This is a genomic window from Rhodanobacter sp. AS-Z3, assembly GCF_029224025.1.
In the GTDB taxonomy this organism is placed as follows: Bacteria; Pseudomonadota; Gammaproteobacteria; order Xanthomonadales; family Rhodanobacteraceae; genus Rhodanobacter.
The window spans coordinates 3420424-3446439 of the sequence record NZ_CP119392.1; the positions used below are offsets into that span (position 1 = coordinate 3420424).

Consider the following 26016-nt stretch of genomic DNA (forward strand, 5'->3'; position numbering starts at 1 on the left):
CAGGTTCAAGCGGCAACTTCGACTTCCTGGACGTGCGATAGCGCAGCGTCCAGTTTTTCAACCTCGTCAGGACGCATCAGCTTTTCCACGTCCAGCAGCATCACCATGCGCTCGACATGGGTTGCCAGACCCTTCAGGTACCGGGTTTCCACCACCGCGCCCATGTCCGGTACCGGCTTGATCGCTGCCGGGTCGATGTCGACCACGTCGGACACGGCATCAACCACGATGCCGAACAGGCGTTCGGCCACGGCCACAATGATGACCACGGTGCTGTCGCCATAGGCTTCGCGCTCCAGACCGAAACGCAGACGCAAGTCCATGATCGGGACAATCGCGCCACGCAGATTCAGCACGCCGAGCAGATAGGCCGGCGTCTGGGGAATGCGGGTGACCCTTGACCAGCCACGAATTTCCCGCACGGACAGAATGTCGACGCCGTATTCCTCACCCGCCAGGTTGAAGGTCAGTTGCTGCACGGTCGGCGCCGTGCCCTGGTCGTTCTCATACATGGAAGGGTCACCTCATGAGGGGCTTGCGAATGCGATTTTCCCCAACTGTGTCGGCGAGAAAGCCCGAAACTTGAGTACGCATCCCGACGCTGCCGAAAGCTGGCTGGGCAGGTCAAAATGCCCATTCGGTCCACAGGCCTGCTTCGTTGCTGGTACGCATCAGGTTTCCGGCGCTCTCCAGTGCGTTGTGCTTGAGAACCAAGGCCAGCCGCAGTTTCTTCAACGGCTTCCACTCCACGCCGGCATCGGCATAAGTAGACTTGCGCGACGGGGTAAGCAGGCGATTCGGCTTGCTGTAGTCGTAGCGCGCAAACACGCTCCATCGGGGTGCTATCCGCAGGCTCGCCCAGCTCGACCAATTGCTTGCCCGGTCGCTTTGCACGGTGTACAGATTCGCCCAATTGCTGGCATAGGCGTAACGCGCACCAAAGCGCCAGATGTCATCGGCATACGCCGCCATCAGGTCGATGCGACGAGCAGTGTGGTACAGCGGCCGCAGAGGATCATCGTTGGCGGCCAGTTGGCCATCGTAGCCACCCAGTGCCAACACCGTGTTTTTGCTGGTGTGCCACGCCAGCAGCGCCTCAACGTCGGCGCGATGACCGTGAGTGGGCTCTTTGTAACCACCGCCGCTCACCACCGACACAGCCAGATCCACTGTCGGCGCCAGCCGGGTTTTCAAGTGCACGCCCCAATCCGCCACGCTGTCGATTTTTTGCATCGATGTACCGATCGAATCAACGTAGCGATAGCCATACCATTGACTATTGAAGGCCAGCAGCGGCATGTCGTCGACGCCGACGCGTACCACGGTGGCAGGGCCAAACTTGCGCTGCACGTAGAGGTGCTTTATCCAAAAATCGGCATCGGGATGGCCCCGCAGCCAGTTGATGTCGGTGGTGAGGTGTGCCGACCAGACCGGATCGAAGGCATAGTCCGCATCCAGATAGAGTCGCTTCAGGTCAGCATCCGGCGCGCTGCCTTGGGTATGTGCGACATGGTTGTTCTGCTGCAACTGACTGATGTCGGCAAACAGCTTGCCACCGAAGGTGAAGTCAGCTGCGTGGGTACTTGCGCAGGTCAGGCTCAACACGGAGACAAGCACCAATGCTGAAACTCCGCGTCGGGCTGATGGCGGCAAGGTATGCATGGAAATTCCTTGATTGCTTGCCCGTCGTGCCAGCGCCATCATCGATGGCCAGCTTGTCCGAATTACGACCGGCGGTGATTCAGCAGCGATGGCCGCACCAAGCTGCCATCGCTTTACCGAAATGTTCGATCATGGGGTGTCGACTCAGAACTCAGTCCATGCGCCAGATGAACTAGCGGCCGCCTTGGCCGAAGCCGGCCGCGAGGCTTCTGCGCCCTGCCCGGCGGCAGCCTTGCGCGGCAGTGATGCCACGCGAGGCGCCGCGGAAGAAGCCACCACCGCCAGCGGCAACAGAGCCGCCTCGGCTGTTCCGTCCAAACGGAAAAAGGTCATTTGTCGCTGCAGCTCGCCGGCCTGATCCTGCATGGCGCGCGCCGCTGCCGAGGCCTCTTCGACCAACGCAGCGTTCTGCTGGGTCACCTCGTCCATCTGCATGACCGCGCGGTTCACCTGGTCGATGCCGGTGGATTGCTCCTGACTGGCCGCGGCGATCTCCGCCACGATGTCGGTAACCTTTTTCACGCTGTCCACGATGTCAGCCAGCGCCGTGCCGGACTGGTCCACCAGTTCACTACCTGCCTGAACCTTTTCGACGCTTTCGTTGATCAGCCCCTTGATTTCCTTCGCTGCCGACGCGCTGCGCTGAGACAGATTGCGCACCTCGCTAGCTACCACGGCAAAGCCGCGGCCCTGCTCACCAGCACGGGCCGCCTCCACCGCCGCATTCAACGACAGCAGGTTGGTCTGGAACGCAATCTCGTCAATCAGGCCCACGATATCGGCGATCTTCCGGCTCGACGCGTTGATCTCACCCATCGCGGCCACCGCCTGTGCCGCCACCTTGCCGCCACGTTCGGCCTGCTCGCGGGCGCCACTGGCCAGTTGGCTGGCAAAACTGGCGTTCTCCGCATTCTGCTTCACGGTGGAGGTCATCTCCTCCATCGACGCGGCGGTCTCCTCAAGGCTGGAGGCCTGTTCCTGCGTACGCTGGCTCAAATCATCATTGCCCTTGGCGATCTGCCGGGCTGCCGTGCTCACCGCATCGGAACCCTCCTGAACCTCGGCGACGATACTGATCAGCTTGTCGCGCATTCGCACCAACTCACCCAACAAGCTGCCTTCGGCAAACGTCTTGCCGCCGTCATCCTTGTTGAGATCTCCATTGGCTATGCGTGCCGCCATGGAAAGGGCGAAGTCGGGTTCGCCGCCAATGCTCTTGCGAATGCTGCTCATCGACAGCCACACCAGCAAGGTGACCAGGAAGGCGATCGCACCTGCTTCTGCCAGGTGAACTTCAAGCGATTCCCTGAACTGGGCGTTGATGTCGTCGTAATACGCCCCAGCGGCCAGGTTCAGGTTCCACGGCTTGAACAGTTGTGAATAGGTAACCTTGTCCTTGGTGCTGCCATCCGGCATTTTCTGCACATAGGTGATCAGATCGTGGCCAGCCTTGACGTCACCCTCGGACATGAGTCGATAGTGCTGCATGCCGTTGGCGTCAGTCTCTGCACTGACATCCTTGCCAGTCCAGTTCGGGCGCAGCGGATGCATGCGCATGACCAAGTCGGTGTCGAACACGAAGATGTAGCCGGCACCCTTGTTCCAGCGCATCTCGCTGATTTGCGCCAGCGCCAGCTTCTGGGCCTCGACCTCGCTGAACTCGCCTTTGACGGCACGCTCATGAAATCCATTGGCTACAGACGAGGATGCCTCGATCGTGCTGCGCAACGTGTCCTCGAGCCCTTGCATCTGCCGGGCACGAGTGGCAAATGCGCCAAGCACCGTGAGGGTGACCAAGCCGGCTATCACCGCTGCCACCACCAGCGCCACCCGCGCGTTGAGACTCATTCGGCTGAACGACCAACGCTTGAGTGAACGCATATCGCAGACCCCTCGAAACCGCAGGAAACCAACACTCGAACTGGCCGAACCTATCGAGCCGGGAAAGACCGATGCGTGGGCATAGAAACGTCAGGCACCCCGAAAACGCCAGTAGCAAAAACACGTGCATCAAAAACAAGAAGGCTCGGGTCAGAAGGGCATCACGGCGATTTCGAGCACCAGAAAAACGCAACGCCACGTTCAGGCCACGACACTTTCGTCACCGCCGCCCCCGTTTCACCGCGCCGTGTTGATGAGCGCGATCAAGCGGCCTTGCTTCGCTGCTGACCCAGACGTACCACTCCACTGACATCAACGATCAGCGCAACCGATCCATCGCTGAGAATGGTGGCGCCAGAAATACCCTGGACGCGCTGGTAATGCGCCTCCAGCGACTTCACCACGGCCTGTTGCTGACCCAGCAAATCATCCACCAGCAAGCCGACGCGCTTGCCCTCTTCCTCGACTACCACCACGATGCCTTGCTCGATGTTGGTAATTGCGTCCTGGCAACCAAACGAGCGGTACAGACGCATGATCGGCAGGTAGGATTCGCGAAAATGGAACACTTCGCCGCCACCGGCGATTTTGCGGATCATGTCGGGCTGCAGGCGCAGCGATTCGATGATCGAGATCAACGGCACGATGTAGCGCTCGCCACCCACCGCCGTGACCAGACCATCGATGATGGCCAGCGTCAGCGGCAGCGAGATGGTGAACACACTGCCCTTGCCGGTCTGGCTGCGCACACCGACGGTGCCGCCAAGATCGCGCACATTGCGTCGCACGACATCCATGCCGACGCCACGTCCGGAAAGATCGGTAGCCTGTGCCGCCGTGGAGAAACCCGGCTGAAAGATCAGTTCCGCCACTTCGGCGTCATCGAGTTCCTGGCCGACCCGGATCAAGCCGCGCTGCTCGGCCTTGCTGATGATCGCGGCGCGGTTCAGACCCGCGCCGTCGTCGCTGATCTGCACCACGATATTGCCACCTTCGTGGTAGGCATCCAGGCGCAGCGTGCCGGTTTCCGACTTGCCGGCGGCGCGACGCTTCTCGGGTGACTCCAGGCCGTGATCGATCGCGTTGCGCACCAGATGTACCAGCGGGTCGCCGATCTTTTCCAGCACCGTCTTGTCCAGCTCGGTGTGTTCGCCATGCAGTTCCAGTTTGACCTGCTTGCCGAGCTTGTTTTCTAGATCACGCACCAAGCGCGGGAATCGATTGAATACCGAGCCAATCGGCAGCATGCGTATCCGCATCACGCTTTCCTGCAACTCACGCGTGTTGCGCTCCAGCTGCAGCAGACCTTCGCGCATCCGCTCCAGCTGCGATGGGTCGAAGTTTTCGGCGATGTCACTGAGCATGGACTGGGTGATCACCAGCTCGCCCATCATGTTGATCAGGGCATCCACCTTGTCGATGCCTACGCGAATCGAGCCGCCATCGCTGGAGGCCGAGGCCGTCTCACGCACCGCCCGCGGTGTCGAGCCCGCCTTCGGCGCCACCGCAGCAGGTGCCGCAGGCGCCGGCTCAGCGGCCGCAGTCGCCTCCACCGGATCGATGGAAAGTTCACAGTCGCCGTCGACCCAGTCAAATACCGCAGCAACGTCTGCTCGGGTTACTGACGCGTGCAAGCGCAGCTCCCAACCCAGGTAGCACTGACCCGGGTCGAGCTGGGCCAGTTGCGCGGGTGCCGCTTCAACGACAAAGGCGCGCAGCACTTCCAGCCGACCCAATTGCTGCAATTCCCGAAACAGTCGCAGCGGGTCATTACCGGTTTGCAACAAGTGTGGCAAGGCGATGAAACGGATGTTCCAGGCTTCCACCTGAGCGGCCTTCGGTGCAGCAACCACGGCTGCCGCTGCGGGCTCTCCACTGACGAGGGTATTGAGCTCGACGCGGAGCGCCTCGCTTTCAGCGTCCGCCACAGGTTCGCCACTGCGCGATCGCGCCAGCATCGCGCGCAGACAATCCACCGATCGCAGCAACATGTCGATCAGTTCGGCATCCACGCCTCGCCGCTCGCTGCGCACCTCTTCCAGCAGCGACTCCGCCACGTGAGTGAACGCCGCCACGTCGGTAAAGCCGAAGGTGGCGGCGCCGCCCTTGATCGAGTGTGCGGCACGGAAAATGGTGTGGACCAGTTCGGTGTCGGTCGATCCCGAGTCCAGTGCCAGCAACGCCACTTCCATCGCGTCCAGCCCTTCCTGGCTCTCTTCGAAGAAGGTCTTGTGGAATTGACTCAGATCGACGGTGCTCATGGGTGTTCCTCAGCCCAGGACGCGCTTGACAGTGGCCAGCAACTGCTCCGGATCGAACGGCTTGACCAGCCAGCCGGTAGCGCCGGCTGCCTTGCCTTCCATCTTTCTTTCGGTATGCGATTCAGTGGTCAGCATCAGGATCGGCACGCCCTTGTAGGCATCCAGCGCGCGCAACGCACGTACCATCGAAATGCCGTCCATCACCGGCATGTTGACGTCGGCCAAAACCAGCGCGAACGCGTTTTCACGCGCGGCATCCAGCCCCAGTTGACCATTCTCCGCCTCGGTCACTTCGTAGCCGGCGCCGCGCAAAGTGAAGGCCACCATGCCACGCATCGAAGCCGAGTCGTCTACCGCAAGAATCTTTGCCATGCTGCCACCTCGCATCAGGCCGACGTTGCCGCCGGCAGGTTCAATAACTGTTCAAGACCGAGGACGCCCGCCGCCTCGTCCAGGATTTCATGGGTGCCGCGCCATACCAGGGTGCCGCCGTGTTGCTCCAGCTCACGCCGGAACAGCACCAGCAACTGGAGCGCCGCGGTATCCACACGCTCAAGCTCCGTCGAATCGATCACGATCTCGCCGGCCTGCAGTACCGCTTCCAGTTGCGCCTTCAACGCCGTCTGGGCACCCAAACGGCAGTCGGCCGGAAGCCGGATGACCGAGATGGCAGCACTGTCTGCAGCCGAAGCCGTCACGGGCGGATGATCCGCCGCATGCAGTTTTTCCGTTCGCTTGCCGCCCATGCCAATGACTCCACGCATTACAAGCATGCGCTTGCTCATCGTTTATCGACCGATCACCGATTCGCTTTAGCGGGACTTTGAAGTGCCACGTCGACAGACGTGGCACACCGGCGAAACTTTGCCTTGAATCCGCACTCAAGTATTCCGGGATTTGGCCGATGTATCCTCGATCGCCCTTTTGCCGCCCCGCGTCTAACGCAGGAACCCTGCTTGAACATCCCTCCGATAAGTATTGCTGCGCTTACCTGGGCTGGTGCCGCTTCCGGCACCACGGCGCAGAGCTGGCGCATTGGTACCGTGCTGTCAGCCCGACCGCTGGGGGTAAATCCGCAGGGGTTGCTGGTGTTGCAGGTTGGCGCAATGACGGTTGAGGCGGATGTGGCGCACGCCCAGTTGCCCTCCCAATTCCAGGTTCGGGTGCTCAACATGGGCGCGCAACCCCAGTTGGAGATCCTCTCGCAAAGCCCGGACCCTACTTTCCAGCGCATGCTGCGTGAACGGCTGCCGCAACAGGACAGTTACGCCCCGTTGCTGGCTACTCTGTCGGCCTTGGCCCAGCGCCCTGCACTGCGCCAGCTGCCGCCAGACATCCGCACCGCACTTGCCGTGTTGGAGCAAGCGCTGAGCACGCCTGCAGAGGTTACCCGCGGGGAAGGATTGCGGGAGGCGATCCGCAACAGCGGCATGTTCTTTGAGTCCGGCCTGCTCGCCCCCCAAGGCAACGGACAACCGGCAGCGGGCGCCGATGACTGGAAAGGCGCCCTGCTGCGCCTGCTCGGCTTGCTCGACAAGCGGGTCGCGACGGCACCGCGCAACCCGAACGCCGCCGACAGCGCAACCGACAAAGGAACCACGGCACCGCTTCATCCCGACCGCGATAACGTCGATCCGCCGCTGCTGCAACGCGGGCTGCAACCCCAGGCGAGGCTGGGCCTGCCGCAGATGGCTGATGACGATGTAACGGCCCTGCTGAGCCGCTTGCATGGCGATGCCAAGGCCGCACTGGCACGGGTCGAGGTAGCACAGCTGGATGCCAGCGCCCATCCAGCCACCGCCTGGATTGTCGAGATTCCCGTGCGTGGCGAGGATGGCAATGATGTGCTTCAGGTAAAGCTGGAGCACGGCGCCGATGTAGTTGATGGCGCGCCGAGCTGGACCATGGGCTTTGCACTCGACCTGCCCGCACTCGGCCCGGTTCAGGGTGAGCTGCAGCTACGCGAGCCGCGCCTGTCGGTACGGTTGTGGGCAGAGCGCGTCGACACAGCGCAACGTCTGGAACAACAGTTCACCCCATTACGTCAGCGCCTGGCCGCGTGCGGCGTGCTGCTTGACCAGTTGAGCTGCCAGGTAGGCGTGCCGCAAACCCCGGGACGGAGCAGTGCACTGCTGCTGAAGGCAATCGCATGAACAGCCAACCACCTCTGCGCCGGGTCAGCCTGCGGCTGGCCAGTAGTAACGATGAAGTCAAACCGATGCAGGAACAGTCGCTGGAACTGCTGTTTGCGCGAGCCAGGGAAGCCGGCATACCCCTACACCATGACGCCCAGATCGCTGCACTGCTCGCGGCCTTGCGCCTGCGCGACGACGTACCGGTTCAGTTGTACGCTTCCGCCGCGTCCGTGCTGGCAGCCATTTATGACGCTGCCGGGGAATAGCTCGGCCGCGTTCGATGCCGGTGGCGACCACAACCCGCTGTCATCAAGACTCGTTGCAATCAGGACTCGCTGTAATCAGGACTCGCTGTCATCAGGAATTGGCGGGATGCATCTGCATGACCAGCCGGGCCTCGTCGCGAGACAACCCGCAACGGCTCACCAGATGTTCGAGGTCGGCGCCTTCGCGCGCCAGTTGCTGCGCCAGTTCATAAGCCTGATGCGTGGGCGGCGGTGGCGCCTGTTCGATCTGCTGCATCTGCTGTTCGATCTGCTGCATCTGCCGCTCCACTCGCCCCAGCGCGGTGACCAGCATTGAAGTGGGCACGTCGGTACAGGCTGCTTGTGAGGTCTCGTGCGACAACAAGTCGATGCGTTGCTGCAACTGCATCGATTGCCGCCACAAACGCAACAGCAGAGCCGACTGCAGCACCGCCAGCAACAGCAATACGGAAACGCCTAGTTCAAGCCACATGACCAGCGTCTCCGCGCAGTCGACACAGTCGGGATACGTCGAGCATGGCCACAAAACCACCCTGCCAGGACATCACGCCCGTTACCGGATCATCACTGCGGCTGGCTCGACCCGGCGGTGGCGGCTCGATGGTGATGCCATCAGTACTCAGCAGCTCGCCGATGGCGTCCACCCGGACGCCCACCAGATGGCCACCATGCACCAGCATGACAATGCGCACGCGGGTCAGATCTTTAGTGGGCTGCGGCACACCCATCCGCCGGCAACCATCCAGTACCGGAACGATCCGTCCACGCAGATGGCGCACACCCAGCACATCGTCAGGAGCACCCGGCACCGGCGTGACATCACCGTCACGAATCACTTCGTTCACCGCAATCAGAGGCACGGCGTAAAGTTGCGCGCCGATTTGGAACGACAGCCATTGCCGGCTAGCCTGCGCAGAGGCGGACTCGATGGCGCTCATTCAGGCATCCTGCGGTCATTGAAAAAAGTCATCTGGATTCTAGCGGTCCGGACCGGCACGTCGCGGTATTGAACGAGACGTTTCCACAACAGCCGCTGGTGAATGTTCGGCAGACTGCGCCTCAACCGCGATGTCGGATGGCGTAGTCGGCAACCTGGAGCGAGCGATGACCACGGGTGGCAACGTCGGGCGGGCCAATGCCGCAGGCAGATTGTCGGTTACGGGCGTCGGCCCTGGGGCAGCGGCAATATCGTGCAGATCGTTGGCGTCAGTCTCTTCGCGCTGAGGTTTCGTCTGGTCATTCATCACCACGACAATTACCCGCCGATTCTGGTTACGGCCTGCCACGGTGGCATTGTCGGTCACCGGCCGCACTTCACCCCAACCGATGATGCCCAGGCGGGCGGGGTCGACGCCGCTGGCGGCAAACAGACGCGCCACGCTGGCCGCCCGTGCTGCTGACAATTCCCAGTTCGACGGAAACTGCAGCGTGTTGATCGGAACATTGTCGGTAAAGCCTTCCACCCGTAACGGATTCGGGAATGGCGCGAGAATTGTGGCCAAATTACTCAGTACCGCGTTGGCCGTCGTGGACAGCTGAGCCACCCCGCTGGGAAACAGAATGTCGGTGCGAATTTCGATCTCCAGCCCATCCTGCTTGCGCCGCACGACCACCATCTTCTGCTCGATCAGCGGCTGCAATGCCTGGCGAACCTGATTTTCGATTCGCTGGAGGTTCTTCTGCTCCAGTTTGTCGTTGCCGACGCCGGGACGGCTGCCTGCACCGGCTACCGGTGGCGGCCGCAACGCTATCGGCAGCGCAACCGGGCTGACCGCCGCGCCGGTTTGCTTGACCGACACTGCCGCCGACGTATTCACCTTGCCCGGCGTGGCCGGCGAGGGCGCGGCAGTGCTGCCGCTGGAACCATTGAATGCCTGTATGAGTGAATTGGACATCACCCGGTACTTGCCTTCATTGACCACCGACACCGCGTACATCACCACAAAGAACGCAAGCAACAAGGTCATCAGGTCGGCATAGGGGATGGCCCATGCTTCGTGATTGAGGTGCTCCTCGTGCTTGTGCTTCCTCATTCGATGTAACCCTGCAGGCGGGTCTGAATCTGCCTTGGATTGTCTCCTTGCGCGATCGACACCAGCCCTTCAATTAAAATTTCGCGCATGAGGGACTGCTTGCCCACCAGCGCCTTCAGCCGTGCCGCCATGGGCAACATGAACATATTGGCCAAGGCCACACCATAGATTGTGGCGACAAATGCTGCCGCAATACCGTGACCCAGTTTGCTCGGATCAGACAGATTCTGCATGACCGCCATCAGGCCCATCACGGCACCGATAATCCCCAGCGTGGGTGAATAGATGCCGGCGTTCTCGTAGACCTTGGCACCAGCCAGATCGATCGCTTCGCGGGTGCTCATGTCGACTTCCAGCACGCTGCGAATGGCGTCTGGCTCGCCACCATCAACCAGCAATTGCAAACCTTTGCTGATGAACGGGTCCTTCTCGACCTCAATCTGTGGCTCCAGCCCGAGCAGACCCTGGCGACGGGTGATTTCGCTCCAGCCCACCACCCGGCTGATCAGGTCATGCGGCCGATGCTTCGGCGTCTGGTAGACCATTTTCGCCATCGACAGCGCACGCTTGATTACGGTGCCCTGGTTCTGCACCAGCAAAGCCGCCAGCGTGCCGAAGAACACGATCACGAAGGCCGCCGGATTCCACAGCGCTTCCACTGTTGAGCCCTTGAGGATGGTGCCAAGAATGATCACCACAAACCCTAGGATCGTACCGGCGGTGCTTATTCTGTCCATGGCCATCAGCCTTCCAATTGCAGCGCAGCAAACAACTCACCCGTGCCCGCAACCAGGCCAGCCAGATCCATCACCAGCGCCAGCCGGCCATCACCGGTGACGGTGGCACCGGCGATGCCGGAAACGTCCACGAACAACGGACCGAGCGGTTTGACGATGACGTCTTCGCGACCCAGCACTTCATGCACCATGCAACCGATGCGCTGATGGCCAATATGCAGCACCACCACATGCCGCGCCGCACCCGGCTCAACTCCGACCCACAGCGAAAGATCCGCCAATGGCAGGGCGCGACCGCGATGATCAGCCACGAGCCGGCCATCCAGCTCGCGATCCTGACCCTCGGTCAGTTCGAATACCTCGGCCACGTTGCCCAGTGGCAACGCCAGCAAACGGGTCTCCACGCGCACCATCAGCACCCGCAAAACAGCCAGCGTCAGCGGCACGGTCAGTTCGAGCTCACTGCCCTTGCCCAGTCGCGACTGCACGCGCAAGGTGCCACCCAGTTCGGCTACGCGGGTCTTCACCACGTCCATGCCGACGCCTCGACCGGAGATGTCCGATACGGTTGCCGCCGTGCTGAAGCCGGGCCTGAAAATCAGTTCAAAGCATTCGTTCTCACTCAAACGTGCTGCCTGGGCGCTGTCGATCACACCTTTTTCGACGGCCTTGCGGCGCAGTACTTCCGGGTCCATGCCCTTGCCGTCATCGCTGACGGAAATCACGATGCGCTCGCCACGCTGGCTGGCCGACAGGCAAATACGGCCCTTGCGCGGCTTGCCCATTTGCTCGCGGTCGTCCGGCATTTCAACGCCGTGATCCAGCGCGTTGCGCAGCAGATGGATCAGCGGATCGGCAAGCGCCTCGACCAGGCTGCGATCCAGATCGGTACCCTCGCCCTCAAGCACCAGCTCTATATCCTTGCCCAGCTGTCGCGCCAGATCGCGCACGATCCGCGGGAAGCGTTGAAACAGGCGACCGACCGGCTGCATGCGCATGCCCATGGCCGCGCCCTGCAGGTCGTCCGTCACCCGGTCCAGCTCGCTGGCTGCGGCAGCCAACGTGTCGTCACCGAGGCGGGCCGCCAGGCTCAACAATCGATTTCGCACCAATACCAGTTCACCTGCGTGATTGACCAGCAAGTCCAGTCGCGCGGTATCCACACGTACCGAATTTTCTGCCGCCACGGCTTGTCGAGCAGCCGGTGCGGGAGCGGCATCCGTCGGTGCCGATACGGCTGGCGACTCGGGAGCCGCAGCGGGCGCCGCCACATTCGAGATGTGCTTGCCATGCAGCGAATCCAGCAGCGCCTCGAATTCATCATCATCGATGGTTTTGCTTGCTGCCGGCGCAATCGCCACCGGCGCCGGCTCGACTGTGCCAGGCACGGCATTGCCGTACATGCTGTCCAGCAGCGCTTCGAATTCGTCGTCGTTGATCGGCGCACTGTCTGCCACCGGTGCTGCCACCGGCGCCGCTGCCACTACCGGGGCAACGACGCGGGGCAGCAACGATTTCAACAGTGCCGGCGGCGGCATCTTCAAGGCCGTATCGGCGCTGACTGCAGCCATCATCTCGTTGAGCAGATCAAGCGACTGCAACAACGCATCCATGTGATTGGCGTCCAGCGCAACCTTGCCGTTGCGAGCTTCGTTGAGCAGATCTTCGGCATGGTGGCAAAGCAGCACCATCGGCTCCAGCGCAAGAAAGCCAGCGCCACCTTTCACCGTATGGAACGCCCGAAACACCGCGTTCAGCAATTCGCTGTCACGTGGCGCTGTTTCCAGCGCCACCAGCTGCTCGCTGAGGCGCTCCAGCAATTCGCCGGCCTCGACCAGAAAATCCTGGCGTAGCTCGAGGTCGAATTCGGCACTCATCGGGACCCGGTCCTCAAAATCCGAATTCGCTGAGCAGCCGATCGGCCTCTTCCTGACTGGATATCTTGGCCACGCTGGCAGGCATTTCGCTGCCAGCCAACGCACCGGTCAAGCGCACCAGTTCCAGCAAGGTCGATTCCACCGTGCCGATAAACCCATCGACTTTCTTGATGCGCTGTCCGGTCAGATCCTGCCACGACTGCGCCACGACCATGTCGGCAAGACCGTCGCGACAGTTGGCGGCGAAGGTGGTCGACTCACGTGCCAGCGCGGTGGCTGCCGCGTCGGGAGACTTTTCAAGCAGAGTGACGGCATTGCCGATCAGCGAATCCGCCTGAGGACTGATCCGTTCGGCAAAATCGATGGTGCCATGCGCGGCCTTGCTGCTCAGCTCCAACGCTTCCTGCAGATACAAACGGGCATTGGCAACGTTACCGGGGAAGCCTTCCTGGGCAAGATCACCACCCAAGCGGCGCACGGCATCGTGCAGGTCGCGGGCGAGCTGGCCGAGTGCGCGGAACATGTGCTGTTCGCGCTGACGCACCATCACGTCGAGGGCGTGTTCGAAGGCTGGACCTTCGGGACTGTTCAGCAGGTCGCGCAACTCGACGGGCAGATCTTCGCTGATCGCGGTGTCATTCGTGGTGCTCATGCTGTTGCCCCGCTGGCGGCAATGCGCTCGAAGATCTTGGTGAGCTTTTCCTTGAGCGTATCGGCAGTGAACGGCTTGACGACATAGCCATTAACGCCAGCCTGGGCGGCTGCGATGATCTGCTCGCGGTTGTTCTCGGCGGTGACCATCAACACCGGCATACCCTTCAGCGACGGCTCGGCACGGATCGCCCGCAGCAAGTCGATGCCCGTCATGTTCGGCATGTTCCAGTCGGTCACGACCAGATCAAACGGATTGTTGCGGAGCATGACGAGCGCGTTCTCGCCATCGTCGGCCTCCTGGATCAACGTGTTGGTGAAGCCAAGTTCCACCAGCAAGTTGCGAACGATTCGCCGCATGGTGGAAAAATCATCTACCACCAGGATTTTCATGTTCTTGTCCAACGCTCTCTCCACATGCGCTACAGGGCCATTCGCGGCCCTTGAAATGGTCAGATGCCGCGGCTGATCAGCCGCGCCAGCCGGTAAGTCTTGCGCGAAGCCGGAGCACGGACTGCCCATGGATCTGGCAGACACGTGATTCACTCACCCCCAGCACCGCGCCAATTTCCTTCAGGTTCAATTCCTGCTCGTAGTACAACGACATCACCAGTTGCTCGCGCTCGGGCAGGCTGGTGATCGCTTCGGCCAGCGCATCCCGCATGCCATCACGCTCGATGCTGTCCTCGGGACCCAGACTGCCCTCGTCGGCAACATCCATGACTCCACTTTCTTCCCCGTCATCCGAGGCGGTCAGGCTGAGCAAACGCACACATGCCGCATCGGCCAGTACCTGGTGATATTCCTCGGCACTGATGCCGAGCCGTCGCATAACCTCCTTCTCATCCGCTTCCGCGCCGGTTTCCGTTTCGACCTGACGAATCATCTCCGCCACTTCGCGAGTCTTGCGATGCACCGAGCGGGGAGCCCAGTCCGTGCGTCGCAACTCGTCCAGCATGGCGCCGCGTATGCGAATACCCGCATACGTCTCGAAACTGGCCCCTCGATCCTGGGCAAAATTTCGCGATGCTTCCAGCAAACCGATCATTCCCGACTGAATCAAATCTCCCACATCGACACTGGCTGGCAGCCGCCCCATCAGGTGATAGGCGATCCGTCGTACCAGCGGCGCGTGCCGCTTTACCAGTTCATCGGCACTCTCACGGGAAACCTGTAGATATTCCGATGCCACGCTCATTTTGGTACCCCATCAGCCGGTACGGTCCGACCGCCAAAAAAGGCGATCCGGTCGAGAGCTGTGCGGTCCGGTTCCGCCCACTTATCGACCAACTCTGCCAATTTCTTGAATGCCTGCGCCGAATGGCTCGACGGCCACAGGTCGACGACGGCACATTGCCTGCGGATAGCCTGCCGCAGGCGCTCGTCATGCGGTATCCATCCGCTGAAATCGATCACCACATCGAGAAACCGGTCACTGACCCGCGCCAGCTTCTGATGCAGCAACCGCGCATCCCCCTCGTTGCGAACCATGTTCGCCACCATGCGCACCCGTCGAACACCGAAGTCACGGTTGAGCACCTTGGTCAATCCATACGCATCAGTCAGTGATGCCGGCTCGTCGCAGACCACCAGGATCACCTCGGAGGCTGCTGCAGCGAACATGGTGACGTTGTCGGAAAGCCCGGCCGCCGTATCCACCAGCAGGTACTCGGGCGGATGGGCCAGTTCATCGAAGGCGCGGATGATTGCCGCGTGCTCGCCATTGTTCAGCTGAGCCAGGCGGCGCGTGCCGGACCCGGCGGGAACGACCTGCAAGCCGCGTGCGGCCGGCAGCAGCAATTCCTCCAGCGTGCACTCACCGTCAAGCAGGTGACCGATATGACGCGACGGGGTCAGACCCAGCATCACGTCGACATTGGCCAGCCCCATGTCGGCGTCCAGCAGCATCACGTCGTGGCCGGCGATCGACAGCGACATGGCCAGGTTCACCGCGACCGTGCTCTTGCCAACGCCACCCTTGCCGCCCGCCACGGCAATCGCGCGACAAGGCGTGCGGTTGCGGCCATCCAGCAGACTGCTGGCCTGATGCCCGGGTTTTGGCAAAGCCATCGGTGCCGGAGCCGCACCCGCCGAAGCTGCCAGCATTTGTTGCAGCCCGGCTGCCTGATCCAATGCTATTTCGCTCATGCGCTAGCCACCGCGAGACCAAAACGTTCGGCCATCAGGTTATCGTCGGGAACGTTCCCCTTCAGTGATTGCGCGGCGCGGCAAACCAGCACGCGCGCATCAGCGGCGGAAATATCCTCGGGAACGCGCTGGCCGTCGGTAGTGTAGTCCAGCACCAGCCGGTGACGGATAAGCACCGACAGCGCACCGCCAAGACTTGGTGCCTCGTCCAGCTTGGTCAAGATGACCGACTGCGGCTTCAGCGGCAGGTAAGCGCGTACCGCATCGTCCAGCGACTGTGCGTGGGTATTGGCCGCCAGTACGAGAGTGGAACGCAGCTCCCTGGCATCGACGAGAATGTCCAGCTGCTGATTGAGCCGCGGGTCACTGTAGGCAACCCCGGCGGTGTCGATCAACACGGTGTGGTGACCGCGCAGCATTTCCAGCACCTTGCGCAGGCTGTCGCCGTCGTAGGCCGGATAGACGCGCACGCCCAGCAGGCGGCCGTAATGTTCAAGTTGTGCGGCAGCGCCAATGCGGTAATGGTCGGTGCTGACCAGCGCCACCTGGTTGGCACCGTGACGCATCACCGCGCGAGCGGCCAGTTTGGCGATGGTGGTGGTTTTGCCTACTCCGGTAGGGCCGACCAGAGCGGTGACGCCAGGCGTGTCATCGGCCAGACCGCGTCCACTGACCAACAGGCGGCGGCTCAACATGCCCAGCGGCAAATAACGGGCCTGCTCGGCATTGATCTGCTCAGGCAGCTCATCCACCAGCACGCGCGCCACGTCGGCATCAATGCCGATGCGGGTCATCTCGCGCAGCACTCTGGCCTGCAGCGGCTGGCGGCGCTCCATGTCGTTCCACGCCAGACTGGACAGCTGCAGCTCCAGCATGTCGCGCATGTTGCCCAACTCACGCCGCAGTTGCGCGGTGTCTTGCGCGGCGCGTTCCATGACGGGACTGGTCTCTACCGGCTTTGCCGCCGACTGAGCGGCGGCAGCCTGTGCGGCCATCGCACGTGCCACCTGGGCAACCCGGGTGGCGCTGGGTGCAGGCGGCTGCGAAATAGTGCTCGCTGGCAGCGGTGGCGGAGGGGGCAGCATGGGCGGCCTCGATGCGACCAGCGCGGCAGGCAGCGCCTCCGCCGGCGTCGTGGATACCGCCTCCACCTCTGCCGGTGAACCTTGACGCGAGGCCTCGCGCATCAGCGCCTCATCGTAATCCAGGGCAGCGATGATCTCGATGCCATCGGCAATTCGCCGGGTCGACAGAATGACCGCTTCAGGCCCCTGCTCCTCGCGGACATCGCGCATGGCCTGGCGCATATCGGCGGCTACGAATCGTTTGATCTTCATGCTGCGTTGCTCCGCCGGACGGCTGACCGGCTCAGGCGGTGGTTCCGCCGTGGGGAATGCTTGCTTGTGTACTGTGTGGCAGTGGCCATGTCATCGGTCCTGTTCATCGCCCCAGCGCCTGGACCAACCGCACACGACGGTTGTCAGGCACCTCGTTGTAAGCGAGTACGTGCAGGTTCTGTGCCACATGACGGGTGAAGCGTGCGAGCCATGGCCGAAGTTGTGGTGCAACCAGCAAAACGGCTGGTTCACCACTCATTTCCTGACGACGCGCCGCGTCGGCGACGCTCTGCTGCAAACGATCAGCCAAACCCGGTTCCACGGCTGCACCAGCCACGCCACCACCACCAGAAAGCGAGTTCAACAGGATCTGTTCCAGCTCCGGAGCCAGCGTAATCACCGGAACCTCGGTGCCCAGGCCGGTGATCTCCTGCACGATCTGGCGGCCCAGCGCGACGCGCACGGCGGCGCTCAAGACGCCGGGATCCTGACTCTGACCAGAGTGCTCCGCCAAGGATTCGACGATGCTGCGCATATTGCGGATGGGTACGCGCTCGGCCAGCAGGTTCTGCAACACCTTGACCACCACGCCCAGCGACAGACGCTTGGGCACCAGGTCCTCGACCAGTTTGGGTGCAGTTGCGGCCAGACGGTCCAGCAGTTGCTGCACGTCCTGGTGACTGAGCAGCTCATGCGCGTGGTTCTGCAGGATGTGCGACAGATGGGTCGCGATGACCGTGGCCGGATCGACCACCGTGTAACCGTAGCTTTGCGCCAGCTCCCGCTGGCCGCTCTCGATCCACACCGCCTCCAGACCAAAAGCCGGGTCCTTCGTGGCAATGCCTTGCACGGTTCCGTGCACCTGCCCGGGATTGATCGCCATGAGGCGGTCGTTGTAGACCTCTGCCTCGCCCATGGGCACACCCATCAAGGTGATCCGGTAGGCGTTGGGGCCAAGATCAAGGTTGTCGCGGATATGCACCGCGGGCACCAGAAAGCCCAGCTCCTGCGACAGCTTGCGGCGCACCGACTTGATTCGCCCCATCAGTTCGCCGCCCTGATGAATATCGACCAGCGGAATCAGCCGGTAGCCCACTTCCAGGCCCAGTGGATCGACGCTGGCCACGTCCTCCCAACCCAACTCCATGCGTTCCGTCGGAGCGCTGATCGCCGGCATCTCGGCCACCACTTCGGCCAGGCGCTCGCGCGTCTCATTCTGGCGTTTGTGCAGCATCCACGCGGCGCCACCACAAACCATACCCAGCAACAGGAAGGCCACATTGGGCATGCCCGGGATGACGCCCATGACGCCAAGCACCACCGCCGCCACACCCAGCGCGCGCGGCTGACCAAACACCTGGCCGATCACCTGCGTGCCCATGTCCTGTGACTTGGAAACACGGGTAACGATGATCGCCGCGGCCACCGACAGCATCAGTGCCGGCACCTGGGCAACCAGGCCGTCACCAATGGTCAACAAGGTATAGGTTCTGGCCGACTCACCGGCCGACAGCCCGTGCTGCATCACGCCGACAAAAAAACCACCGATGATGTTGATGAACAAGATCAGGATGCCGGCGGTGGCGTCGCCACGCACGAACTTGGACGCACCATCCATCGAACCGTAGAAGTCCGCTTCCTCGCGTACTTCCTGGCGGCGTTCGCGAGCCTGCTCCTGGGTCAACAGGCCGGCGTTGAGATCCGCGTCGATCGCCATCTGCTTGCCGGGCATCGCGTCCAATGTGAATCGCGCGGTCACCTCGGACACACGCGTGGCGCCCTTGGTGATCACCACGAAGTTGATCACCACGATGATCGCGAACACCACCAGACCGACGGCGAAGTTGCCGCCGATGACGAACGCGCCGAACGCCTCGATCACCTTGCCGGCGGCGCCGGGGCCGTCATGACCATGCAGCAAGACCACGCGTGTCGAGGCGATGTTCAGCGCCAGTCGCAGCAAGGTGGCCATCAGCACCACGGTGGGGAACGCAGCGAATTCCAGCGGCCGCAACACGTAGACCACCGCCAGCAGGATCACCAGCGACAGCGCGATGTTGAAACTGAACAAAATGTCCAGAATGAACGGTGGCATCGGCAGCATCAGCATGCCGAGCATCGCCAGCATCACTATCGGAGCGCCAACGCCCCGTCGTGCCAGCTGTTTGAAGTTACCCAGGACATCCGCACCCGTCATGGTTTTGACTCGTCAAGCGTCTCGATAAGGGCCCATCAGGTCTGGATCAACCTCGGGCCTGGGAGCGGCCGGCGGGCTCTCACCCTGCGCCACGGCTTGCTTTAGCTGATAAACATAAGCAAGCACCTGGGCTACCGCCACGTACAACGAGGCAGGAATTTCCCGGCCCAGTTCTGTCGTGGCATACAAGGCTCGTGCCAACGGCGGCGATTCCACCGTTGGAATGCGATGACCGGCTGCCACCAGGCGGATCTGGCCGGCCAGCACGTCGATACCCTTGGCGATGACCCGGGGCGCGCCCATGCGTCCATCGTCGTAACGCAGCGCCACGGCGAAGTGGGTCGGGTTGACCACCACCACGTCCGCCTTGGGCAATTCTTCCATCATGCGGCGCCGCGACTGCGCCTGCTGCACCTGGCGAATGCGTCCCTTCATTTCGGGGTTGCCCTCGCTCTCCTTCATTTCATCGCGGATTTCCTGCTTGGTCATGCGCAGGTTCTTGGCGTGGTCGTACTTCTGGTACAGCGCATCGATGGCACCGATCAGCGCGAGAATCGAGCCAAACCACAACGCCGCCCGGCCCATCAGACCGATCGACTGGGCGATACCAGCGGTAACCGAACCGCGACCGGTGGCCTGCAATTCGCCCTGCCAGTGCCGCAGCAGCAGCGCCAGCACCAGACCAATGAACAACAGCTTGAGTAAAGCCTTGCCCAGCTCGACCAGTCCGCGCAGCGCGAAAATCTTGCCGAAACCCTTGATCGGATCAAGCCGCTCAAACTTCGGCTGCAGCGCTTCTGCGCTGAAATTCAGGCCACCCAGCAGCAGCGGTGCGGCCAGCGTGGCCAGCATCGTGGCGATCGCCACCGGCCCGAACAGCAGCAAGGCCTCGTAGATGGCCGCGTGCAAGGTGCGCCCGGGCAGCGCGTCGGAAAACAGCGCGTCACGGGAATAACCCAGCCCCAGCTCGAAGATCCGCTGCACATGGCGCAAACCGCTCTGACCACTGTTCATCAACGCAGAAACGCCGGCCAACACCACCAGCGCACCCGACAAGTCACGCGATCGCGGAACCTCGCCCTTCTCGCGAGATTCGCGCAGGCGTTTTTCGGTAGGTTCTTCGGTTTTCTCCTGGTCGCTGTCCTCTGACACGGCATCAGCTCCCGAACAGATTTCGCATCAAGGACCACGCATCGGCCTGCAAGGCCTCGACAGCGCCAGGCAGACTGCGCAACGCCAGCCACAGGGCAATGAAGCCGAGCGAGACGGTGATCGGAAAACCCACGGCAAACAGGTTCATCGACGGTGCCGCGCGACTGATCGCGGCAAAGCCGATGTTCACTACCAGCAACGAGGTCATCGCGGGCAAGGCCACGCGCACCGCGCCGGAAAACAACTCCCCGGCAAACGTCAGCACCGCGTACAGCCCATTGGTACTGATCGCCGGCACGCCCGGAGGCAAGGTGTGGAAGCTGTCCGCCAGCAGCGCAATCAGTTGCAGATGACCATTCATCACCAGGAACAACAAGGTCGCCAGCAGCAGATAGAACTCGCTGAGAATGGTGGAGCTGCCGCCGGCCTGCGGATTGATTACCGAGGCAAAACCCAGGCTCATGCTTTGCGCCACCAGTTCACCGCCGAAAGACACCGCATCGAACACCAGCTTGAGCACGAAGCCCACCGCAGCGCCAACCAGTAGCTGGCCGACCAGCGTCGCTATGCCGGCGCCGCTGAGTGGATCAATGGTGGTCGGTGCCAGCGGCGCCAGCACCAGGGTCAGCATCACCACCAGCCCAAGCCGGACCCGAGCGGAAACCACCTTGGCGCTGAAGATCGGGGCGATCAGCAGCAGGCCGCTGACCCGAGCCAGCGCCCAGTAAAAGCTGCCCAGCCATGCCGGCAGCAAGGCCAGATCCAGCGCAGTCATCTGATTGCGCCAGGCAGGCTCTGGATCAAACCGGTCGTGAATTGCACCAGCATGCGCAACATCCACGGCCCGGCGATCAGCCCGACCAGGGCCATGGCGATCAACTTGGGAATGAAGCTGAGCGTCATTTCATTGATCTGCGTGGCGGCCTGAATCACGCCGATCAGCAGGCCGACCGCGAGCGCAGTGAGCAGCAACGGCGCGGCCACCATCATCGCCACATACAAGGCTTGCTGGCCAATCTCCATGACTGATTCGGGCGTCATGCGCACACTCCCGCGTGGTGGGTAGTCAGCGAAGCCCGTTCAGCCATCGACGGCGGGCGGATGCTCACGTGTAGAAACTCCCTGCCAGCGTTCCCAGCAGCAGCGTCCAGCCGTCCACCAAGACGAACAGCATGATCTTGAACGGCAGCGAGATGATCATTGGCGAAACCATCATCATGCCCATCGACATCAGCACGCTGGCCACCACCAGATCAATGATCAGGAACGGGATGAACAGCAAAAATCCCATCTGGAATGCGGTTTTCAGCTCGCTGGTAAGAAACGCCGGCATGGCGACCTTGAACGGCACATCGGCTTTGCTGGCATAGGGCTTTTCCTTGGCCAGGCGGGTGAACAGCTGCAGGTCCGCATCGCGTGTCTGGTCAAGCATGAATTGCTTGAACGGCATCGACGCGGCCGGCAGCGCCTGTTCGGCAGTGATCTGGCCGTCCATATACGGTTTGACGCCATCGTCGTAGGAACGCGTCAGCACCGGCGACATCACGAACAAGGTGAGAAACAACGCAAGGCCAAGCAAGACCTGGTTCGGCGGGGTGGACTGCGTACCCAGCGCCTGGCGCAGAAAGCCCAGCACAATGATGATCCGCGTAAACGAGGTCATCATCAGCGCGATCGCCGGCAGCAGGGTCAATGCCGTCAGCAACGCCAGTGTCTGCAGCGACAGCGTCCAGTTCTGCACCCCGTTCGGCGCATTCTGCACGTTCACCAGGGGTATGCCCGGCGGGCCTGCCAGCGCAGCCAATGGCAAAATCAGCAGGGTGAGCGCAACCATCCAGCGCCAGTGTTTCATGTGCGCGGCCTCCAGCGTGCCAGCAGTTCGGCAAAGGCCGGTTGCTTGCCCGCAGCCAAGTGCGCAGGCGGAATAACCTCGTCCGGTACAGTGCCATCGTAGACATGCAAGGTCTGCATGCCCGCCGGCCCCATGCCAATCAGCAGCCGCTTGCCGTCAGCCTCCAGCAGCAACAGACGGTCACGCGTGCCCACCGCAAAAGACTCAATGCAACGGATACGCCGCCCACCGGCGCCAGGGCGACGCTGCATGCGGCGGCTCAGCCACCCAGCCAGCAAGATCAACGCAATGATGCCGACCAGGCTGAGCGTCACCCGCGCCAGCTCGGCACCGGCATTGAACTCCGGAACAGCCGCTGGCGCAGCGGCGAGAATGAGTGACAGGCTGATCATCAGCGCAGCTTTCGCACCCGCTCGGCAGGGCTGATCACGTCAGTCAGCCGAATGCCGAACTTCTCATTGATGACCACCACCTCGCCATGCGCAACCAGGGTGCCGTTGACGAATACATCCAGCGGCTCGCCGGCTGCGCGATCCAGCTCCACCACCGAACCTTGATTGAGTTGCAGCAAATTACGGATGCTGATACGGGTGCGACCGACCTCCATGGCCAGCGTCACTGGCACATCGAGGATCATGTCCAGATTGACCTCACCGGCCTCGGATGTCGCCGCGCTCAGTGCATCAAATTGAACGCGCTCGCCAGCCTCGGCTGCGGCACTTTCTGTGGACTGGTTCATGCTGGTTTCTTCTCCAGGGATGGAATGCCGGCCGCCGGCTTTTCGCGCCGCGCGGTCTGAGCGTGAAAACGAATGGCGTTGCGACCGTTGGACTGACCATAACGGCCGCGGAATACGGGTACATCCTCGGCGTAAACCAGCGCGAGCTCGGGCAGCTGAATCGGAATTACGTCGCCGGGACGCAGATGCAGGAATTCACCCAGGCTCAGCCGCGTTTCCAGCAGCAACGAGCTCAGGTCAACCTCGGCGTCGAGCACTTCTTCCTGCAACAGTTCCGCAAAGCGACCGTCGCCATCCATGCGGTCGCTCTGCACACCCGCATCAAGCAAGGTGCGAATCGGTTCGACCATCGCATAGGGCATGGTCAGGTGCACATCGCCGCCGCCGCCATCAAGCTCCACATGGAAACGTGAAACCACAACGGTCTCGGTGGGGCTGACAATGTTGGCAAACTGCGGGTTGATTTCCGAACTGAGATATTCAAACTCCAGCCCCAACACCGGTGCCCAGGCTTCGGCCATCGCGGTGAACAATTCAGCCAGCATGATCTGGATTACGCGGTTCTCGGTGGCGGTAAAATCACGCCCTTCGATACGCGCGTGGTAGCGGCCATCGCCGCCGAAGAAATTGTCGATCACGGTGAATACAAGGCGCGGCTCGAACACCACCAGCGCGGTACCGCGCAGCGGCTTGATCTTGACCAGGTTCATGTTGCTTGGCAGCGCCAGGCCATGCACGTACTCGGCGAACTTCACCATTTTCACGCCCAGCACCGAAACCTCGCAGGTCTTGCGCAGCACGCTGAACAGCCCGGTGCGGAAGAAGCGCGCAAAACGGTCGTTGACCATTTCCAGGGTAGGCAGACGCCCCCGGACAATGCGGTCCTGCTGGGCAAAATCAAAATTGACCACCGCACCGGGTGGCAGCGGCTCGTCGCCACCGGTGGCAACGGCACCACCCGTCACGCCATCCATCAGCGCGTCAATTTCGTCCTGGGAAAGCAGGTCACTCATGCGCGCGAACCCCGATTATTGAATGACGAAACTGGTGAAATACAGGGCGTCGATTCCGGGGCGACCAAGCCGCTTCTCAACGATCTTGCGTACCGCAATCAGGGCGTCCGCCTGTAACTTCTGGCGGCCCGCGGCCTCACTGACAATTTCGAATTTCTGGCTGCTGAACAAGGCGACCAGGCTGTCGCGTACCACCGGGTCAGCTTCCTTGGCCACCCCGATCGCCGCCGCGTCATGCGACATCAAGGTCACGCCCACCTGCAGGTAGCGCAATGCGTCGCCGTCGCCTTCGCGAAAGGTCACCACAAAGGCCGGCTCCAGCGGCAGATAGATCTCCGGCTTGACCTCGCCCGCGACTGCCGCCTTGGGATCCTTGGCGTGACTGGCTGAGCGCGACATCCAGAAATATCCACCACCCAGCCCGGCCAGGACCAGCACCACCACGACAATAAGCAGTGGTTTGCGACTGCGCTTTATGGGCTCAACTTCAGCGCCTTCGGGATCTACATCATTAGCCATGAAAACCTCTTGCTGCATTGAACGAAAAGAAGGCGCCGGCAATGGCACCAGTGACCAATGCAATCCACGTGCCACAGATAAAACACGCTTCAGCATCAAATACTTGAGCCGTACCACACCACCACTCGGCACGTTATGGCGTTTTCTTGACGACCGCCAATCAAACATCGCGACGCAAACACAGCATGTCGCCGAGCCCACCGCGCTGAAAAAACTTCCGCCCGGATCAGACTACTCCGGGCGGTGGGCGGGGTGCGCTGTGAGCGCAAAACCTCAGGCGAAGGCGTCGAGCAAACCGATCTGACTCAGCGGCGTGACCAGACTGGCACCATGAACTTCTGCCGCATCCGCCACGCCGCCTTCGGACCTGGCCTGACTGCCCCGATCACCTTGTTGCTGCTGTTGACCGACTTCGGCATTGCCCAGCGAAAGTCCGTGCTGAGCCAACATGTCACCAAGCTGCGGCAAGCTCTGCTGCAACGCGGTCACCGCACCGGGGTGCTGTGCCTGAAAGCTGACGTCAACCCGACCGTGGCTCACGCTGATCTTCAAATCAAGCGAACCCAACTCTTCCGGATGCAGACGGATACTGGCCTGTTTCACGTCGTGACTGACGAACCAGGCAACCTGCTGACCCAGCTCCTGGGTGAACGCCGGAGTGCCTACCGGTGAGGCCAGCGGAACACTGACCGGCGCAGCCGGCGCAGTGGCAGCGGGCATGGTCGACGCGGCCAGCAGCTGCGCCGAGGCCGCATCCGACGAGGCCGACGCGTGCAAGTCCTTGTGGTCCGCCAGCAGGCCGTCGATGGCTGCGTGCAGCACGGGCATGGCAGCCGCAGTCGAGGCCGTATTGCTCAGCATCGTCGTCACATCCACAACGGGAAGCAGCACGGCAGTACCACGTTCTGCACTTGCCGCGGTCGGCTTGGCTGCCGGAGCGGCTACAGGCTGACCAGCCAGCACCTTCCCAACGGCGGGCCCGATCATCGCCAACATTGCACCTACCAGCGCGGAAGCGCCCTGTTGGTTGCCGTCGGTGGACTTTTCGCCAGCCGAAGGCTCCTCTGCAGTCGCCGTGGCGGAAACCGGCGCTGATGCCAGCACCGCCGCAGCGGTTGCTGCCGGCGAACTGGCAGCGGCGGCGGCCTCTGCCTGGGCCGCCGTATCGGACGGCGCAACCAGCTCGACTTTATCCGACTCGCGAGCTTTGCTGGCAGCCTCCGGGTGACGCATGTTTGGACCCACCGGTGACGGATCGTCACGGCGATTGCGACCGGGGTCGGGCCCGCGCTGTGGATGCGACTCGTGCGCTGAAGGGGGCTTCTGCGCGTTGGTGTTGCGCTCTTGATGCGCAGCATGCAACTGCTGTTCGAATGGCTTGGCTGCCGGGTCTTGCGGCGCGCTCCTTGCTGCGCCCCTGGATGCGGCAGCAGCGGCCGACGGTGAGTTGACGGCGTGGGCGGTCATGGCTGGAGTGCTCCTGCTGTGGACAACGGACTACGACTGCAAATACGCGCCGCCGAAACAGCTTGGCGACGTGGGGGATGGATGACGAC

The 26016-nt window shown here is 62.2% G+C and carries 28 protein-coding genes; 2 read left to right on the top strand and 26 right to left on the bottom strand.

Annotated features, from left to right (window positions below; translation table 11 throughout):
- Nucleotides 1-5: 5 nt before the first annotated feature.
- The 6 genes from PY254_RS15295 to PY254_RS15320 form a co-directional block, all read right to left on the bottom strand.
- Nucleotides 6-512, bottom strand: a complete 507-nt coding sequence (locus tag PY254_RS15295) for a chemotaxis protein CheW (RefSeq protein ID WP_281012895.1) — start codon at nucleotides 510-512, stop codon at nucleotides 6-8.
- A 112-nt stretch (nucleotides 513-624) separates the two neighbouring features.
- On the bottom strand, nucleotides 625-1662 hold the full coding sequence (locus PY254_RS15300; RefSeq protein WP_281012896.1) for a porin family protein: 1038 nt from the start codon (nucleotides 1660-1662) through the stop codon (nucleotides 625-627).
- Nucleotides 1663-1806: 144 nt separating this feature from the next.
- On the bottom strand, nucleotides 1807-3543 hold the full coding sequence (locus tag PY254_RS15305; protein WP_281012897.1) for a methyl-accepting chemotaxis protein: 1737 nt from the start codon (nucleotides 3541-3543) through the stop codon (nucleotides 1807-1809).
- 263 nt (nucleotides 3544-3806) lie between these two features.
- Nucleotides 3807-5804: a chemotaxis protein CheA gene (locus tag PY254_RS15310; protein ID WP_281012898.1), complete on the bottom strand. Its 1998-nt coding sequence runs from the start codon at nucleotides 5802-5804 to the stop codon at nucleotides 3807-3809.
- A 9-nt stretch (nucleotides 5805-5813) separates the two neighbouring features.
- Entirely contained in the window at nucleotides 5814-6176 is a 363-nt protein-coding gene (locus PY254_RS15315; RefSeq protein ID WP_281012900.1) for a response regulator, read from the bottom strand.
- Nucleotides 6177-6190: 14 nt separating this feature from the next.
- Nucleotides 6191-6589 carry an STAS domain-containing protein gene (locus PY254_RS15320; RefSeq protein ID WP_281012902.1) on the bottom strand — a complete coding sequence of 133 codons (399 nt, stop codon included), beginning with the start codon at nucleotides 6587-6589 and terminating at the stop codon, nucleotides 6191-6193.
- 171 nt (nucleotides 6590-6760) lie between these two features.
- On the opposite strand from PY254_RS15320, the gene PY254_RS15325 reads away from it, so the two are divergent.
- Together PY254_RS15325 and PY254_RS15330 are read left to right on the top strand one after the other, a co-directional pair.
- Nucleotides 6761-7957, top strand: a complete 1197-nt coding sequence (locus PY254_RS15325) for a flagellar hook-length control protein FliK (RefSeq protein WP_281012903.1) — start codon at nucleotides 6761-6763, stop codon at nucleotides 7955-7957.
- Nucleotides 7954-8205 carry a flagellar biosynthesis protein gene (locus tag PY254_RS15330; protein ID WP_281012904.1) on the top strand — a complete coding sequence of 84 codons (252 nt, stop codon included), beginning with the start codon at nucleotides 7954-7956 and terminating at the stop codon, nucleotides 8203-8205. The genes PY254_RS15325 and PY254_RS15330 overlap by 4 nt, the downstream gene beginning before the upstream one ends.
- A gap of 91 nt (nucleotides 8206-8296) precedes the next feature.
- On the opposite strand, the gene PY254_RS15335 is transcribed toward PY254_RS15330, so the two are convergent.
- The 20 genes from PY254_RS15335 to PY254_RS15430 form a co-directional block, all read right to left on the bottom strand.
- On the bottom strand, nucleotides 8297-8677 hold the full coding sequence (locus PY254_RS15335; RefSeq protein ID WP_281012905.1) for a DUF2802 domain-containing protein: 381 nt from the start codon (nucleotides 8675-8677) through the stop codon (nucleotides 8297-8299).
- The gene (locus PY254_RS15340; RefSeq protein ID WP_281012906.1) at nucleotides 8667-9143 is read right to left on the bottom strand and encodes a chemotaxis protein CheW; all 477 of its coding nucleotides are present in this window, start codon (nucleotides 9141-9143) and stop codon (nucleotides 8667-8669) included. Before PY254_RS15340 ends, PY254_RS15335 begins: the two co-directional genes overlap by 11 nt.
- 39 nt (nucleotides 9144-9182) lie before the next feature.
- Nucleotides 9183-10238, bottom strand: a complete 1056-nt coding sequence (gene motD, locus PY254_RS15345) for a flagellar motor protein MotD (protein WP_281012907.1) — start codon at nucleotides 10236-10238, stop codon at nucleotides 9183-9185.
- The gene (locus tag PY254_RS15350; protein ID WP_281012908.1) at nucleotides 10235-10975 is read right to left on the bottom strand and encodes a flagellar motor protein; all 741 of its coding nucleotides are present in this window, start codon (nucleotides 10973-10975) and stop codon (nucleotides 10235-10237) included. The genes motD and PY254_RS15350 overlap by 4 nt, the downstream gene beginning before the upstream one ends.
- 5 nt (nucleotides 10976-10980) lie before the next feature.
- Nucleotides 10981-12852: a chemotaxis protein CheA gene (locus tag PY254_RS15355; RefSeq protein WP_281012909.1), complete on the bottom strand. Its 1872-nt coding sequence runs from the start codon at nucleotides 12850-12852 to the stop codon at nucleotides 10981-10983.
- A 13-nt stretch (nucleotides 12853-12865) separates the two neighbouring features.
- Nucleotides 12866-13504, bottom strand: coding sequence for a protein phosphatase CheZ (locus tag PY254_RS15360; RefSeq protein ID WP_281012910.1), 639 nt, complete (start codon nucleotides 13502-13504; stop codon nucleotides 12866-12868).
- Nucleotides 13501-13908: a chemotaxis response regulator CheY gene (gene cheY, locus PY254_RS15365; RefSeq protein ID WP_281012911.1), complete on the bottom strand. Its 408-nt coding sequence runs from the start codon at nucleotides 13906-13908 to the stop codon at nucleotides 13501-13503. The genes PY254_RS15360 and cheY overlap by 4 nt, the downstream gene beginning before the upstream one ends.
- Before the next feature lie 64 nt (nucleotides 13909-13972).
- Nucleotides 13973-14701 (bottom strand): RNA polymerase sigma factor FliA, encoded by a 729-nt coding sequence (locus PY254_RS15370; protein ID WP_281012912.1) that lies wholly within the window; start codon nucleotides 14699-14701, stop codon nucleotides 13973-13975.
- Nucleotides 14698-15651 (bottom strand): MinD/ParA family ATP-binding protein, encoded by a 954-nt coding sequence (locus PY254_RS15375; RefSeq protein ID WP_281012913.1) that lies wholly within the window; start codon nucleotides 15649-15651, stop codon nucleotides 14698-14700. Before PY254_RS15375 ends, PY254_RS15370 begins: the two co-directional genes overlap by 4 nt.
- Nucleotides 15648-16988, bottom strand: a complete 1341-nt coding sequence (gene flhF / locus PY254_RS15380; RefSeq protein WP_281012914.1) for a flagellar biosynthesis GTPase FlhF — start codon at nucleotides 16986-16988, stop codon at nucleotides 15648-15650. The genes PY254_RS15375 and flhF overlap by 4 nt, the downstream gene beginning before the upstream one ends.
- 103 nt (nucleotides 16989-17091) lie before the next feature.
- Nucleotides 17092-19185 carry a flagellar biosynthesis protein FlhA gene (flhA, locus tag PY254_RS15385; protein ID WP_281012915.1) on the bottom strand — a complete coding sequence of 698 codons (2094 nt, stop codon included), beginning with the start codon at nucleotides 19183-19185 and terminating at the stop codon, nucleotides 17092-17094.
- Between the two features lie 12 nt (nucleotides 19186-19197).
- Nucleotides 19198-20337: a flagellar biosynthesis protein FlhB gene (flhB, locus tag PY254_RS15390; protein ID WP_281012916.1), complete on the bottom strand. Its 1140-nt coding sequence runs from the start codon at nucleotides 20335-20337 to the stop codon at nucleotides 19198-19200.
- 4 nt (nucleotides 20338-20341) lie between these two features.
- The gene (gene fliR / locus PY254_RS15395; protein WP_281012917.1) at nucleotides 20342-21112 is read right to left on the bottom strand and encodes a flagellar biosynthetic protein FliR; all 771 of its coding nucleotides are present in this window, start codon (nucleotides 21110-21112) and stop codon (nucleotides 20342-20344) included.
- Complete coding sequence (gene fliQ / locus PY254_RS15400; protein WP_281012918.1) at nucleotides 21109-21378, bottom strand: flagellar biosynthesis protein FliQ; 270 nt, start codon at nucleotides 21376-21378, stop codon at nucleotides 21109-21111. The genes fliR and fliQ overlap by 4 nt, the downstream gene beginning before the upstream one ends.
- 64 nt (nucleotides 21379-21442) lie before the next feature.
- Nucleotides 21443-22189 (bottom strand): flagellar type III secretion system pore protein FliP, encoded by a 747-nt coding sequence (gene fliP, locus PY254_RS15405; protein WP_281012919.1) that lies wholly within the window; start codon nucleotides 22187-22189, stop codon nucleotides 21443-21445.
- Entirely contained in the window at nucleotides 22186-22581 is a 396-nt protein-coding gene (locus PY254_RS15410; RefSeq protein WP_281012920.1) for a FliO/MopB family protein, read from the bottom strand. The genes fliP and PY254_RS15410 overlap by 4 nt, the downstream gene beginning before the upstream one ends.
- A complete protein-coding gene (gene fliN / locus PY254_RS15415) occupies nucleotides 22581-22928 on the bottom strand; it encodes a flagellar motor switch protein FliN (RefSeq protein WP_281012921.1) in 348 nt (115 codons plus the stop codon). The genes PY254_RS15410 and fliN overlap by 1 nt, the downstream gene beginning before the upstream one ends.
- Nucleotides 22925-23941, bottom strand: a complete 1017-nt coding sequence (gene fliM / locus PY254_RS15420; RefSeq protein WP_281012922.1) for a flagellar motor switch protein FliM — start codon at nucleotides 23939-23941, stop codon at nucleotides 22925-22927. Before fliM ends, fliN begins: the two co-directional genes overlap by 4 nt.
- A 15-nt stretch (nucleotides 23942-23956) precedes the next feature.
- Nucleotides 23957-24556, bottom strand: coding sequence for a flagellar basal body-associated FliL family protein (locus PY254_RS15425; protein ID WP_281012923.1), 600 nt, complete (start codon nucleotides 24554-24556; stop codon nucleotides 23957-23959).
- Between the two features lie 177 nt (nucleotides 24557-24733).
- Nucleotides 24734-25927: a flagellar hook-length control protein FliK gene (locus PY254_RS15430; RefSeq protein ID WP_281012924.1), complete on the bottom strand. Its 1194-nt coding sequence runs from the start codon at nucleotides 25925-25927 to the stop codon at nucleotides 24734-24736.
- Nucleotides 25928-26016: the final 89 nt, after the last annotated feature.